The 13,985-nt window shown below is 32.7% G+C and carries 14 protein-coding genes; 6 read left to right on the top strand and 8 right to left on the bottom strand.

Annotation, left to right across the window (positions count from 1 at the left end):
• Positions 1-154 precede the first annotated feature (154 nt).
• From FUA22_RS03100 to lptB, 4 genes are read left to right on the top strand one after another with little or no spacing between them, the layout of a single operon-like run.
• Positions 155-1,120 carry a KpsF/GutQ family sugar-phosphate isomerase gene (locus FUA22_RS03100; RefSeq protein ID WP_147766373.1) on the top strand — a complete coding sequence of 322 codons (966 nt, stop codon included), beginning with the start codon at positions 155-157 and terminating at the stop codon, positions 1,118-1,120.
• Positions 1,120-1,944, top strand: a complete 825-nt coding sequence (tatC, locus tag FUA22_RS03095; RefSeq protein WP_147766372.1) for a twin-arginine translocase subunit TatC — start codon at positions 1,120-1,122, stop codon at positions 1,942-1,944. The genes FUA22_RS03100 and tatC overlap by 1 nt, the downstream gene beginning before the upstream one ends.
• Positions 1,937-2,284 (top strand): carboxymuconolactone decarboxylase family protein, encoded by a 348-nt coding sequence (locus tag FUA22_RS03090; protein WP_147766371.1) that lies wholly within the window; start codon positions 1,937-1,939, stop codon positions 2,282-2,284. The genes tatC and FUA22_RS03090 overlap by 8 nt, the downstream gene beginning before the upstream one ends.
• A 23-nt stretch (positions 2,285-2,307) precedes the next feature.
• Entirely contained in the window at positions 2,308-3,048 is a 741-nt protein-coding gene (gene lptB, locus FUA22_RS03085; protein WP_147766370.1) for an LPS export ABC transporter ATP-binding protein, read from the top strand.
• A gap of 14 nt (positions 3,049-3,062) precedes the next feature.
• Here the strand turns inward: lptB and FUA22_RS03080 are convergent, their stop codons facing one another.
• Genes FUA22_RS03080 through FUA22_RS03070 form a run of 3 tightly spaced genes read right to left on the bottom strand, consistent with a single transcriptional unit; the run spans position 3,063 to position 5,075 of the window.
• On the bottom strand, positions 3,063-3,512 hold the full coding sequence (locus FUA22_RS03080) for a hypothetical protein (protein ID WP_147766369.1): 450 nt from the start codon (positions 3,510-3,512) through the stop codon (positions 3,063-3,065).
• Positions 3,512-4,342, bottom strand: a complete 831-nt coding sequence (locus FUA22_RS03075; RefSeq protein WP_147766368.1) for a TerC family protein — start codon at positions 4,340-4,342, stop codon at positions 3,512-3,514. The genes FUA22_RS03080 and FUA22_RS03075 overlap by 1 nt, the downstream gene beginning before the upstream one ends.
• 7 nt (positions 4,343-4,349) lie before the next feature.
• Positions 4,350-5,075, bottom strand: a complete 726-nt coding sequence (locus tag FUA22_RS03070) for a CDP-alcohol phosphatidyltransferase family protein (RefSeq protein WP_147766367.1) — start codon at positions 5,073-5,075, stop codon at positions 4,350-4,352.
• Between the two features lie 200 nt (positions 5,076-5,275).
• Between FUA22_RS03070 and FUA22_RS03065 the strand changes: the two genes are divergently transcribed.
• Together FUA22_RS03065 and FUA22_RS03060 are read left to right on the top strand one after the other, a co-directional pair.
• Positions 5,276-6,346, top strand: a complete 1,071-nt coding sequence (locus FUA22_RS03065) for a putative type IX sorting system protein PorV2 (protein ID WP_241664738.1) — start codon at positions 5,276-5,278, stop codon at positions 6,344-6,346.
• Positions 6,346-7,515 (top strand): lipoprotein N-acyltransferase Lnb domain-containing protein, encoded by a 1,170-nt coding sequence (locus FUA22_RS03060; protein ID WP_147766366.1) that lies wholly within the window; start codon positions 6,346-6,348, stop codon positions 7,513-7,515. Before FUA22_RS03065 ends, FUA22_RS03060 begins: the two co-directional genes overlap by 1 nt.
• 329 nt (positions 7,516-7,844) lie before the next feature.
• On the opposite strand, the gene FUA22_RS03055 is transcribed toward FUA22_RS03060, so the two are convergent.
• From FUA22_RS03055 to FUA22_RS03035, 5 genes are all read right to left on the bottom strand, one after another.
• Entirely contained in the window at positions 7,845-9,236 is a 1,392-nt protein-coding gene (locus FUA22_RS03055) for an exopolysaccharide biosynthesis polyprenyl glycosylphosphotransferase (RefSeq protein ID WP_147766365.1), read from the bottom strand.
• Positions 9,237-9,299: 63 nt separating this feature from the next.
• Positions 9,300-10,310 carry a glycosyltransferase family 4 protein gene (locus FUA22_RS03050; RefSeq protein WP_147766364.1) on the bottom strand — a complete coding sequence of 337 codons (1,011 nt, stop codon included), beginning with the start codon at positions 10,308-10,310 and terminating at the stop codon, positions 9,300-9,302.
• Between the two features lie 26 nt (positions 10,311-10,336).
• Complete coding sequence (locus tag FUA22_RS03045) at positions 10,337-11,077, bottom strand: transglutaminase domain-containing protein (RefSeq protein WP_147766363.1); 741 nt, start codon at positions 11,075-11,077, stop codon at positions 10,337-10,339.
• A 196-nt stretch (positions 11,078-11,273) separates the two neighbouring features.
• On the bottom strand, positions 11,274-12,686 hold the full coding sequence (locus FUA22_RS03040; RefSeq protein ID WP_147766362.1) for an O-antigen ligase family protein: 1,413 nt from the start codon (positions 12,684-12,686) through the stop codon (positions 11,274-11,276).
• A 4-nt stretch (positions 12,687-12,690) separates the two neighbouring features.
• Positions 12,691-13,815 carry a glycosyltransferase family 4 protein gene (locus FUA22_RS03035; RefSeq protein WP_147766361.1) on the bottom strand — a complete coding sequence of 375 codons (1,125 nt, stop codon included), beginning with the start codon at positions 13,813-13,815 and terminating at the stop codon, positions 12,691-12,693.
• Positions 13,816-13,985: the final 170 nt, after the last annotated feature.

The following is a 13,985-nucleotide window of genomic DNA, read 5'->3' as shown; positions in this document are numbered from 1 at the left end:
TAAATTCGAATAATTTATTACGGCGTTTTTGGAGAACCCTCATATTTTTTTTCGTTAGTTTTGTAACGAAAATCCAAATTACAATAAAATTTAAATTTGGATATGATTAAAGATAATAAAATCTTTAAAAGCATCAACTAAAAATATACAAATTTTGAATAGCGAGAAATCTATTATACAAATTGCTAAACAAACTATTGAGGCTGAAAGTAATGCTATTTTTAACCTATCTAATTTAATCACAGATGATTTTGCTGAGGCGGTAAAACTCATCTACAATTCCAAAGGGCGTGTTGTAATAACTGGTATTGGTAAAAGTGCCATTATTGCAAATAAAATTGTAGCCACTTTAAATTCTACAGGTACCCCTTCGGTATTTATGCATGCCGCTGATGCAATACATGGCGATTTGGGTTTGATTTTAAAAGACGATGTAGTTATCTGTATATCTAAAAGTGGGAATACGCCAGAGATAAAAGTTTTAGTGCCCTTAATTAAAAACGCAAAAAACAAAATGATTGCTATTACTGGCAATAAAGATTCATTTTTAGGACAACAGGTAGATTATGTTTTGAATGCTTATGTTGAAAAAGAAGCTTGCCCTAACAATTTAGCACCTACAACTAGCACTACTGCCCAATTGGTTATGGGTGATGCTTTAGCTGTTTGTCTTCTAGAAATGCGTGGTTTTTCAAGTAAAGATTTTGCAAAATACCACCCAGGAGGTTCTTTAGGAAAGAAATTATATTTGCGCGTAAATGACATTTCTTCAGTAAACGAAAAACCAAAAGTTTCAGGGGCTACTAGTGTTAAAGATGTTATTATTGAAATATCTGCAAAAAGATTAGGTGTTACAGCTGTAGTTGAAAACGATGAAATTATAGGCATTGTGACCGATGGTGATATAAGAAGGATGTTAAGTAATTCTGATGATTTCACCACTTTAAAAGCATTAGATATTATGAGTGCCAACCCTAAAAGTGTAACGGGAGAAACAATGGCAGTAGATGCTTTAGAAATTATGGAGACTAATGAAATCACCCAATTGCTGGTTGAAGAAAACGGAAAATATGCAGGTGTAGTTCACTTGCACGACTTAATAAAAGAAGGCATTATATAATGACAAAAAAGAATATAAATGAGATGTCTTTTTTAGACCATCTTGAAGATTTACGTTGGCATCTGATTAGAATTTGTATGGCTATTGTTATTATAGCTACACTAGCTTTTATTTTTAGTAGATTTATTTTTGATCAGATTATTTTTGCTCCTTTAGAAATGAATTTCCCAACATATGACTTTTTGTGTAGGGGAGCTACTTTTATTGGTGTAGATACCACATTTTGTAATGAAGAAGTACCAATGATAATCCAAAATAGAACTATGGCGGGTCAGTTTTCAGCTGATATTTGGACAGCTATTTTGGGTGGATTTATTATTTCATTCCCTTATGTTATTTATCAACTTTGGAAATTTGTTAGCCCAGGCTTACATGAAAATGAAAGAAAACATTCTAGAGGTTTTATAATCATTTCATCCATTTTGTTTTTTATTGGAGTTTTATTCGGATATTATATTGTAACACCGCTATCTATAAATTTTTTAGCAAATTATAGTGTTTCTACTACTGTTGACAATCAGATTGACATTAGTTCTTATATAGCTTTAGTGCGTTCTTCTGCACTGGCATCAGGTCTTATATTTGAGCTACCAATCATCATCTATTTCTTTACCAGGATTGGATTGGTAACGCCAGAAATTTTGAGAAAATATAGAAAATATGCCCTAGTGATTGTGTTAGTTTTATCTGCAATTATAACACCGCCAGATATAGTTAGTCAAATTATAGTGGCAATTCCAATTTTAGTATTATATCAAGTTAGCATTTATATTTCGAAGGTTGTAGTTAGAAATCAAAAACGTAAAGAAGCAAAGAATGTCTGATATCGTCAATGAATTTAATGACTATCGCGTAAGAATGAATGACAAAATTCTTGCAGATAACAATAAAATAATAAAGCGCATTTTCAATCTGGACACCAATGCTTTCCAAGAAGGTGCTTTAGATATAAAAACAAAAGAACTCTTAGGTTTGGTGGCGTCTACCGTTTTAAGATGTGATGATTGTGTAAAATATCATTTGGAAACTTGCTACAAAGAAGGCTTAACCAAAGAGCAGGTAGTTGAGGCTTTGGGCATTGCTACTTTGGTTGGTGGAACTATTATTATTCCACATTTAAGAAAAGCTTATGAATTTTGGGATGCACTTGAAGCCAATAATTAATTAAATTTTACGTTATTGCAAATATGATTTTAAGAGCTGAAAATTTAATGAAGTCCTATAGTGGACGTAAAGTTGTAAAAGATGTATCCTTAGAAGTCAATCAAGGTGAAATTGTTGGTTTACTAGGACCAAATGGAGCAGGTAAAACAACGTCTTTCTATATGATTGTTGGCTTAATAAAACCTAATGGTGGTCAAATATTTTTAGACAATACTGAGATTACAAAATTCCCAATGTACAAGCGTGCCCAAAACGGTATTGGGTATTTGGCTCAGGAAGCTTCAGTTTTTAGAAAATTAAGTATTGAAGATAATATTTTAAGTGTGTTGCAGCTTACCAAGCTTAGTAAAAAAGAACAACACCATAAAATGGAATCTTTAATTGAAGAGTTCGGTTTAGGACATATTAGAAAAAACCGTGGTGACCTACTTTCTGGTGGTGAACGCCGGAGAACAGAAATTGCACGTGCCTTAGCAACCGATCCTAATTTTATTCTTTTAGATGAACCTTTTGCAGGGGTAGACCCTGTAGCAGTTGAAGATATACAGCGTATTGTAGCCCAACTAACCAAAAAGAATATTGGTATCTTAATAACGGACCATAACGTACAAGAAACCCTTGCTATTACTGATAGAACATATTTAATGTTTGAAGGAGGGATTTTAAAACATGGTATCCCAGAAGACCTTGCAAACGATGAAATGGTTCGTAAGGTATATTTAGGTCAGAATTTTGAGCTTAGAAAAAAGAAAATTAGGGATTAGATACTAGGTGTTTTTTATTTCTTTTTATCAAATCTGATTACGTGTAAATAAGAATACAAAGAAGTTAAAATAACAAACACTATCAATACTAGAGAGTACTCTATACCTATACCCAATACATTTCCAAAAGAATAGATTGATAAACAAGCATAGAGTAAGACTAGTAAATCAACTCTGAAAAGCAATTGAGTTTTCTTGTTTTTAAATTTGGAAATTACTTTTTCGGCTCTATTGTTTGCATAGAAATAGTAAAGAATAATCATTGATGGAATAGCTATAACAACTATAAAAACAGCTTTTGTCAGTTCAAACGTAAAGTAGTTCTTTAAACGAATTAAACCCGTAGCAACATTAAAAAGAATTAATAAATTAAGTGCACCTATAGAAGATGATACTGGATTTAATTTATTTGTAATAGATGTGTTTCTGTAAATACTATAAAATATATACTCAAAAATTCTCATTATTTATCTTCACCCTCATGTAACTCCTCTCGTGCCTCTTGAGCAATAATTTTCTTTTGGTAGCGGCCTTGAACAATATCTGTAATTACCAAAATAGCTATTACAAAATAGAATGTTGTTTTACTCATAGATTCAATTGGGTTTCCAAAGAGTTCTAAATGTGCTAAGTGACCGCCTTCAGTAACTAACATAATCCCAACAATAAAAAGTATAAATAACCCCAGCACTTCATACATTCTGTTTTTTGCCAAAAATACTGATATCCTATCTGCTAAAAACAACATTAGCAAACCACTAATTACAATAGCAATGGCCATTACTATAAATGCTGTTGATGAATTTTCAATCTCGCTTGTAAGCCCTATAGCCGCCAAAATAGAATCAAAAGAAAACACTAAATTCATTAACACAATACTCACAATTACTGCGTTAGACGACTTTTTCCCTCTGCCCTTATCTTCACCTTCTACATCATGACTTAAATCATGCGTAGAAATCATATGCCAAATTTCCTTAATGGCTGTATAAATAATAAAAGCGCCTCCTGCTAAAACAATTAAACTATGTCCGTTAAAAGCGAAATGAGCAACTCCATCTATTCCTCCTGATAAAAAGGAAAACGGTTCCTGAAAATAACCAATAAGTGATACTAGCACAAATAACAATACTATTCTTAATGCTATGGCAATTAATATACCAACTTTCCTTACCCGCTTTTGATCGATTTGAGGTGCTTTTTTAGATTCTAAAGAAATGTATAATAAATTGTCAAAACCTAAAACGGCCTGTAACAAAACAAGCATTAATAGTGTGAAAATAATTCCAAGCATTTGTATTTTATTTTGAAGTTATATTGTCTAAAACAGACATGATTATATAAAGTAATATGATTACAGGTATAGCCGCAAACTGAAGTACAATCAACAACACCGCACAGAGCATTATAAAGATATATCGCGTAGCATTAGGTTTAAAATTCCAATTTTTAAACTTAAGTGCAAACAATTTTATGTTACTATTAAGTATCCAACAACTTATAATTGTTACAACAATTAAAAACCATTTATTAAGAATAATAGCATTAATGATGTCGTTATTCTGAAACTCTAGAATCAGGGGCAATGATAATATCATCAACGCATTTGCTGGTGTTGGCAAGCCTTTAAAAAAAGATTGTTGTTCTGTATCTATATTGAATTTTGCTAATCTAAAAGCAGATGCAAGGGTTATAAATAATCCTAAAAGCGGTACTAATGGAATTCCAAAATCACTTGATAAATCAACTTCTACCCAATCAGATTGTACAATTTCTAACAATTTATACATTATAATTCCTGGCACCAATCCACTTGTCACCATATCTGCCAAAGAATCTAACTGTACTCCCAATTCACTTTGTACATTTAATTTTCTAGCCGCAAAACCATCAAAAAAATCGAAAAAGACACCCAGAAATACAAAGAACGCAGCCGAAACAAAATTGTCATTAACAGCAAAAATAACAGCAATACATCCACAAAAAAGGTTTAACAATGTTAGGGCATTCGGAATATATCGCTTCATGTAAGAATTTTAATTAAAAGAACACTTCGCCCCATTGCGTCGGGGTTCCGTTAAAATTGTCATTCCTGCTTGTCACACTGAGCGCAGTCGAAGTGAAGGCAGGAATCCAAAATAACAAACAATTTTAGTCTTATACAAGTATTAAACAATATCTATTATATTTTAGAGTTTATAGGTTTATATTTGTAAAAAAATTGCGATTGAAAGTTTACATAAGCGCTTTATTTTGTTTACTATCGATTTCTTTGTTCGGTCAAACCACTAGAAAATATTCTAATGAGTTTATGAATATTGGTGTTGATGCAGCTGCTTTAGGCATGAGTAGCGCCGTTACCTCGCATACTTCTGATGTAAACGCTGGTTATTGGAATCCTGCCGGACTTTTATCCATAGAAGACAACCAATTGGCCCTGATGCATTCTAGTTATTTTGCTAACATTGCTAATTACGATTATGCAGCTTTTGCAATGCCTTTAGACAATAGAAGTGCCATTGGTATTTCGTTAATTCGATTTGCTGTTGATGATATTTTAAATACTACTCAGCTAATTGACGAACAAGGAAACATTAATTATGATAGAATAAGTCTGTTTTCCACAGCCGATTACGGGCTCACCTTTTCTTATGCCAGAGAATTACCTGTTCAAGGCTTAAATTATGGAGTAAATGCCAAGGTTATTAGACGTGTTATTGGAGATTTTGCATCTTCATGGGGTTTTGGGCTAGATGCTGGTATTCATTTTGAAACCAACAACAATTGGAAATTTGGTGTTATGGCTCGAGATATCACAACCACATTTAATGCTTGGGCTATTGATGAAGGCGAATTTGAAAAAATTAGAAATGCTGTTGAAGGTCAAAATCAAGAGTTACCTGAAAGCACTGAAATCACCATCCCTAAACTACAAATTGGTATTTCTAAATTGTTCGAATTTAATGTTGATTACACACTACTTGCGGCCGCTAATTTAAATATGCGGTTTGAAGAAAATAATGATATTATTTCAACCTCTTTTGCAAGTATAAACCCTGCCTTAGGTTTTGAATTTGGCTATATAGACATGGTTTATTTAAGAGCTGGTATGGGTAATTTTCAAAATGAATTACAAATTGATAATACAGAGCAATTAACCTTTCAACCTAGCTTTGGAGTTGGTTTTAAATACAATGGTGTTCAAATAGATTATGCTTTTACCGATATAGGTGACCAAAGTGTGGCCTTATATTCTAATGTGTTTTCTTTAAAACTCGATTTTAGTATCTTTAGATAATGGCAAAAAAAATACTATTTCTTCTTTTAAGCTTTTCTTCATTCATTTACGCACAACAATTAACTTTATCTGACACTGCAGAAATAAGTGTTTTAACTGTAGATAGCGGGCCTTCTTTATATGAAAATTTTGGCCATAGTGCCTTCAGAATTAAGGACCCCAATAACGGACTAGATGTTACTTATGGTTATGGTGAATTCGATTTTGATGCTCCTAATTTCTATCTAAAATTTGCTAGAGGTAAACTTAATTATTTATTAAGTAAAGATGATTTTAGTAGATTTTACCAAGTCTACGAGTATTATAACAGAACCGTAAAGGAACAGGTATTAAATTTATCGCAAAACGAAAAACAAAAACTTTACAATTATTTAATCACTAATTATAAACCAGAGAATAGAGCCTATCTTTATGAATTCTTTTTTGACAACTGTGCTACTAGGATTAAAGATGTTGCTATCATAGCCACTAATAATAGTATTGAATTCAATAACCCTAAAATTTTTAGAGCCAAAACATTTAGAAGTTTAATTTATGATAATGTAGACAAAAACTCTTGGGGTAGTTTGGGGATTGATGTCGCTTTAGGCTCCGTTATTGACAGAGAAGCCACTCCTGAAGAACATATGTTTTTACCAGAGAATATTTATAAGTTCTTTGAGGTGGCCACTAAAAAAGACGGTTCCAAATTAGTAAAGAAGAGTAATCCTATTTTTACTAAAAGACCAAGCAAAGCTTCAAATTCACTTTTTAGCAGTCCGCTATTCATATTAGGTATTATTGCTATTATTATACTTTTTATTACCTATAAAGACTTTAAAAAGAGTATACGAACACTTTGGTTAGATATTACCCTATTTGCTTTTACAGGTCTAATAGGCGTATTTATTCTATTACTGTGGTTTGCTACAGATCATACAGGCACACACCAAAACTATAATTTGCTGTGGGCATTCGCATTAAACATTTTAATGATTGGTCAGCTTAAAAAAAAGAAAGTAAAAACATGGTTTATTAAATACTTAAAATTTTTAATCATCATGTTATGTTTATTGACCTTACATTGGGTTATTGGGGTTCAAGTATTCGCCATTAGCTTAATTCCGTTACTAATAGCTTTGGCCGTTAGATATTTATTTTTAATAAAGTTTTACACCAATTTATCTTAAGTAAAGTAAGTTTGACGTAAAAACAATTAAATATTCATGACAAAGGCAAATAGTATAGATGTTGTGTCGAAAGGTCTTGAAAATAGATAAATTTAATAGGTTTCGACTGCGCTCAACCTGACATAAAATTTCTGATTAAACTTGTAGTTATATAGAACTCACGTTAAGCAAGGTCACCAGAATTATTAGATTTCCCCTTTAATCCATCACTTTATACCTTCAAACAAAATGTATCTTGATTTCAGTAGGTTCGAACTGAAAAGCTCTTTTTAAGAAAATAAAGTTACTTAAAGACTGACTACTGAAAACTAAGTACTGCCTACTAAAAATTACTGTCCTCTAAAGAAAATAACGGTACTAAATGTTTTTATAAGAATATTTATATCCAAGAAAAAACCTCTGTGTTTAATATAATACAAATCATACTGAAGCTTTAGTAAGCTATCATCAACCGAGGCACCATACCGGGTTTTAACTTGTGCCCACCCCGTAAGCCCTGGCTTAACAATATGCCTTGTTTCATAAAACGGTAATAATTGGGAAAGTTCTCTCACAAAATAAGGTCGTTCTGGTCTAGGACCAATCAAACTCATATCTCCTCTAATAATATTCCAAAACTGTGGGATTTCATCTAATCTGGTATTCCTTAAAAATTTACCAAACAGTGTAATTCTAGCATCATTCTTTTCGGTCCAAGCAGCACCATTGGGTTCTGCATTTTTTATCATGGTCCTGAATTTGATTATTTTAAACAAATTACCATTTTTACCAATACGCTCTTGGGTATAAAAAAGAGGTCCTCTGTTCGCCATTACATTACCTAAAGCTATTAATGGTAAAATTATGATACCCGCTAAAACACCAACAATGGCTATAACTAAATCAAAAAACCTATGAAAAAACAGATACATTTTATTTTGATTACTTCTGCTAAATGGGAAGTATTTATAAAAATCCTTTCCAACAAATTGCACAGGTACACGTTGTGTTAACTCCTCATAAACTTGTGTATACTCTTTTATAGGAAAGCCTCCTTCCAACAAAGTAATTAGATCGGTATAAATTTCCGAGGTGATATTTTCTGAGTTGTAGGTAGCCACAACAATTTCAGAAATATTCTCATCTTTGATAACCTGATAGATTTCTCTAGGACTGTACTCTACCAAACCCAAATATTTTATTTTATCCGTTTTTACTTTTTCACAATTAATAAATCCTACAATATGATAATTGGGGTCGGAGTCATTAAAAGTATCTATAATCGTCTTTATATTTGACGTTTCCCCAACCAACAATACCTTTCTATTGAAACGAGGAGCTACAATAAATGTGATATAAGCCAACCTCCAAAAAAATAAAGCCCCAAGTATGCTCGTAAAAAAGAATACTATTTGTAATCTGTTATCTGGTAAAAACGGCGTAAAAAAGGGTGTAAATAAATAAAATAAAACGATGGTTGCAGATGTGAGTACTATATTCGTCCAAACCGTATCTAACTTGCTAGCTTTTTGTAAATCATATAATTCAAAAATAGTTCCAAACACCGATAAATAAAGCACCAAAACAAATACCCAATACCAGTTTTCTTTAGCAATTGTGAAATAATCAAAATCAAAAGTACTACCCACAAATTGTAAAACAGCGAGTACCGATAAAATATCAAAAATTCTAAGTAGAATTTTCCGTTCAGAAATATTGAAATGAATATTTTGACGAGACATGTAGATAAGGATATAATAGCAAGTATAAATATAAGACCTTAATTTGAGACAGCCATGGCATACCTAGTTTAAAACTTTATGCCATAGCTTCTTAACAATACTCCAGTCATACTGCTGCACTTTCGTTCTAGCATTTACCGTCATTTGGGTAGCTCTTTTACTGTCAGAAATCATATTTTTAATGGCATCAATAAACTCGTTAACATTATCTGGGTTAACAAGTATGCCATCTTCACCGTCCTCAATTAAATATGGCATACCCCCTACGTTGGTAGAAACAACGGGTAATCCTAATGCCATAGCTTCAATCACACTCAGTGGCATGTTATCAAAATTGGTTGTATTGATAAAAATGTTATAATCCTTAGATAATTCAATCCAAGCCTCTTTTGTTAGTTTCCCTGTAAATTTCACTTCAACCCCAATATCATTTGCTAACAACTTAATATCCTTCAATGAACCATCAGCATCTGGCCCTACCATACAAAGCTCTGTCTGAAAGCCCTCGTCTTTAAGTGCCTTTAAAACTTTAACGGCTAGTTCAGGGTTATATATTTTAGAAAAAGAACGTACCCATAGTAGCTTAATTTCTTCAAAGGCCCTTTCTTTATATTGGTACTTTTTAACATCAATGGTATTTGGAATATGAACTATATTATCAAATCCAAATCTTTCAAAGCTTTCTTTTAAATACAAAGAGGGCGCCACATTTAAATAGGCCTTAGTAAAAATTGCCTTGGACATTCCAGATGATGATTCAAGTCTATTAGGCAAGTTACCACCATGAAGAATTGGTACATATTTTAAATTTAAGCAGCTACATAATCTGGATACCGCATAAGCATAATAAAAATTTAATGTACTGTAGGTATCTATAAGCACCAAATCTACCTGATTTCTATATCGGAAGCAGGCCCAAAGCATGTCTAAAAAACGCAACCCTTTATTTAGTTTAGAAGATGCATAAAAGGTAGTATAGCCCTCATCTTCAAGCAGTACGCCTAGGACCTCAATGGGTGTTTGGTTGCTCCCACTGCACTTTAACCTGTTCCCTATATATAATACTGGTCTCACAGGGTAAAAATAAAAGAATTTAGACTTTAATATCGTTTATATGATAATTGTTCTTGAAAATTACTAACTGGAAACAGATAGAAATAACTTTTCTTAACCAAGTATAACCAAAAGTGTATCACAAAAACAGGTAGATATGTACGAAACTTATCAAGATAAGAATCGTAGGTTTCATTACAATAATTACAAATTAAAAAAGGGACTCGCTTATTACTCAAATAGTAATATGAAACCAAATCATCATCTACATGATTGGAAGGCAGAAATGATTTATAGGCTACTTTTGTTCCTTGTTTATTACATTCAAATAATTCCATTACTGATAAGGGGGTATCGTTATTCCCTAAACAAAACATAATGGTTTTAGACACATCAATTAAAACCCATTTACCTAATGATTCTGAATAAAACTCGTTAAAGGCATGCCCCCCGAACTCACCATTAAAAGGCATGGAGGTGATGCCCCATTCTCTTACCACAATATCATTTACCACACAAAAATTGTTGAAAACCTGTGCCATATCACTACATACGCCACCCTCACCAGCCAGCATTTTCTGCAAAGCTTTTTCAGAGGATAAGCTAAGACCAGAACCTCCTTTAATATTAAGCCGCAACCATTTGGCTATTTCCATAACCTTATCAAAGGTATTCAAACCCGATTTATCTTTAAAAATAATGGAATTGACAATAAAAAAACTCTTAGGGATTAGCTGTTTTTTATTAATATGATTATAGTTATGGGAAGCCATTACTTCTTGTGACATATCCTTAGACAAGAGCTTAAATCTGGTATAATATAAATAAGGGTGTCGTTTGACCAGCCAAGTAATTTTCTTTTTTATATTAATCATATGGGACCATCAGATTTACTATAAATGTAGGAAAATATTTTTAAAGGCCATTCTATTAGGAAATACATGAAACTCAAAACCATCTAATAAGCCGTTAAAAATGACTGCTTTAAGTAGTTATAACGGAGGAACTGGAAGATTCTTTAGCTTTTCGTTTCCCCTCAATAGTTTTTCGATAAACGCGTTCAGGCACTACATTTAATAAAGCAAATGCATATAATAGTGATGGTGCTGCAATACGCATACCTGAATGATTAATAGTCGCAAACCAAAAAGCTAAAAATGCATAAAAATAGTAGTTTCGCTTATTGCCCGTTCTAAATCCTATGGGTTTAATAATTAAAATCATTATGATTATAATTCCTAAAATCCCATGTTCAGATAGCAAACGCCCTATTTCGTTGTGGGAAGGTAATTGTGTACCATATGCTTCTACACGTCTATCTTTAACACGACTGGCTCCAATACCTAAAAATGGGCTACTTAAAAAGCCCTCAATTTCTTCTTTAAATAAAGTTAAACGCCCTGTAGTAATATCACCTTTCTTAATTCCCTTAGAATTCTCATTGGCGTAGCGTTTATCAATAAGCCCACGTGTTTGGTTAGAGCTAACAACCCAAGATAATCCACTGGTTAACATCAATAAAAAAAATGACACCACAATCTGGTTTCTCATTTTATTAGAAGCATGATAAAATAAAGTCCCTAAAAAAGCCCCTATCACAATGATTGCGGCAAACACCCCACCCCGGCTAAATGTTACAATAGCTCTAAAGGTCATGGCTCCCAAAATAATCAAGTTTAATACTTTTAAAAACAGTGTTGGTGATTTCATAAATAAGCGCACCACCATAGCAAACATACCTAAACCAAGAGCAGTAGAAACCTGATTAGGACCAAATCCTCCAGACAAAGCAGCATTAGACACCGCCCCAGATAGTTTATCCTTTACACTAGGATTATACAAAAATAAGTAGGTGGTCATTGAAATGGCCGGTAATGACAAATACATTATAATATCTAAAAGTTGTCGGTTAGTCACCTTTCGTTCATAACAAAATAAAGCGGCAATACCCAAACACACCGGACCACTTAAAACAAAGGCTATATTGGTTCTAAAGTTCACAAAGTAACTTAAGGTACCTGACGCCACTAAAATCGAAGGTACTAATAAAATCAAATAAAAAAAATAAGGATAACCCTTACCATTTAAGCCTTTAAAAAACATACCCATAAGCATAAATAAGATGACCAAATATTTGGAAGCTTCGTAGGCAATACCGCCATCGGTCATTCTAAATAGCACTTCAGCACCGGTAAAATACGCACAACCTAAAAATATCGTTTGAACTTTACGGGCAGAAGGTTCGAGTACTATGTGAATAATAAAATAACACATAACTACAAGAAAATAAAGCTTTGATATAGATTCTTGAAAATAAAAAATGAAACCCAAAGCAATATGAAATAATACCAAGGCTATATAATTATCAGGTAATGACCGACTTATTCTAGGGCTCAATGTTTTATTGTTTTAGAATTTCCTGTTTTATTCTGCTATTATAATGAGAAAAGGTGAATTTACAAACTGTCTCTTCAAATGTACCCAACAATTTTTTATATTCTGTATGTTCTAGGTTTAAAGCCATTTTTGTTTTAAATATTAGGTTTTCCAGAGTTACATTTTCAAATACAAGTCCATTTTCTCTATTTTTTATATAATGGCCAATGGCCGACACATTAGAAACTATTGGCAAACAACCAAAATTCATGGCTTCCGCAATGACTTTTGGAAAGCCTTCGGAAGCTGAGGTAGGCAATAAGAACACCTCTGACTTTTTATAAATTTCAAAAACCTCACCTCTGGGTAAGGCGCCATGAAACATAAATTTTATATCCCTTTGGTTTGCTATACTTTTAAAATAATTTATTCCCTGCCCTTCCCCCACCAAATGTACTGTACCAATTCTTGACACATCCTTTAAGCTATTAAAAGCATTAATTATTAACTCCACTCCTTTTTCCTTTTCTAAGCGACCAACAAAACAAAAGGAAATCTTATCTTTCAATCCTTTATCTTGTCGTATTTGCTTTCCCAAGTTAATATCGGCATTCGACAAGCAAGGATTCTCAAAACTCAAATGATTTTTAGGTTGATTTGGCCACATTCCGTTTATAGTCACCGTTCTATTCTGATGTTTTAACATCCATCGTTGTATACGGTAACCCAAAGGAGGTTGCTCTTGATTCCAATTGCCTGCGTATTTATACCAGCCTTTATTTTTAATACATAAAGTCAAGTAAGGTATTAAAAACACACCTATTCCCGTAGGTGTTCGTAATTGAAAGAAATCCACTTTCTTTAAGGTTTTAGAAACAATACCAATAATTTTAGGTGATTGCCAAAGTATCCTTAATTTATTATATACTCCTCTGCCACCAACAGCAGGTATTGAGATAAAATGTATGCGATTGGAGGTATAAGGTAAAGCACTTGCCGGAGGTGGTTGATTATATAGCATAGCCAAGTGATACACCTCATCAAATATTTCAAGTAAATAATTTATTTCACTCACCGTAGCACCCCAACCTACAATTTGATTGTCTGCCGTTTTATAATGCTCAGTATGTGATATTATGGCAAGTTTCATCTGATTAGATTCTATTGTTTTTACGGTCAGATGTAATTCACCAATTACCGTTTCAGCTGGTTTTAACTTACTATATTATAGCTTATTTCATAACCTATACAAAGGTGCTATTTTTATTTTAACTTCAAAATTATTTTTATTATTTGTCATTCTGAGTATGGTAGCGAATC

The organism is Seonamhaeicola maritimus, from assembly GCF_008056315.1.
Taxonomy (GTDB): Bacteria; Bacteroidota; Bacteroidia; order Flavobacteriales; family Flavobacteriaceae; genus Seonamhaeicola; species Seonamhaeicola maritimus.
The sequence above is the reverse complement of the archived record's forward strand: the minus strand, read 5'-3'. Positions and strand labels throughout refer to the sequence as shown.

Coding starts and splice junctions, on each gene's coding strand:
- FUA22_RS03035 (WP_147766361.1), bottom strand. CDS start 13,815: ATGAAACTTGCCATAATATCACATACTGAGCATTATAAAACGGCAGAC.
- FUA22_RS03060 (WP_147766366.1), top strand. CDS start 6,346: ATGGCAAAAAAAATACTATTTCTTCTTTTAAGCTTTTCTTCATTCATT.
- FUA22_RS03075 (WP_147766368.1), bottom strand. CDS start 4,342: ATGCTTGGAATTATTTTCACACTATTAATGCTTGTTTTGTTACAGGCC.
- lptB (WP_147766370.1), top strand. CDS start 2,308: ATGATTTTAAGAGCTGAAAATTTAATGAAGTCCTATAGTGGACGTAAA.
- FUA22_RS03080 (WP_147766369.1), bottom strand. CDS start 3,512: ATGAGAATTTTTGAGTATATATTTTATAGTATTTACAGAAACACATCT.
- FUA22_RS03090 (WP_147766371.1), top strand. CDS start 1,937: ATGTCTGATATCGTCAATGAATTTAATGACTATCGCGTAAGAATGAAT.
- FUA22_RS03055 (WP_147766365.1), bottom strand. CDS start 9,236: ATGTCTCGTCAAAATATTCATTTCAATATTTCTGAACGGAAAATTCTA.
- tatC (WP_147766372.1), top strand. CDS start 1,120: ATGACAAAAAAGAATATAAATGAGATGTCTTTTTTAGACCATCTTGAA.
- FUA22_RS03070 (WP_147766367.1), bottom strand. CDS start 5,075: ATGAAGCGATATATTCCGAATGCCCTAACATTGTTAAACCTTTTTTGT.
- FUA22_RS03045 (WP_147766363.1), bottom strand. CDS start 11,077: ATGTCACAAGAAGTAATGGCTTCCCATAACTATAATCATATTAATAAA.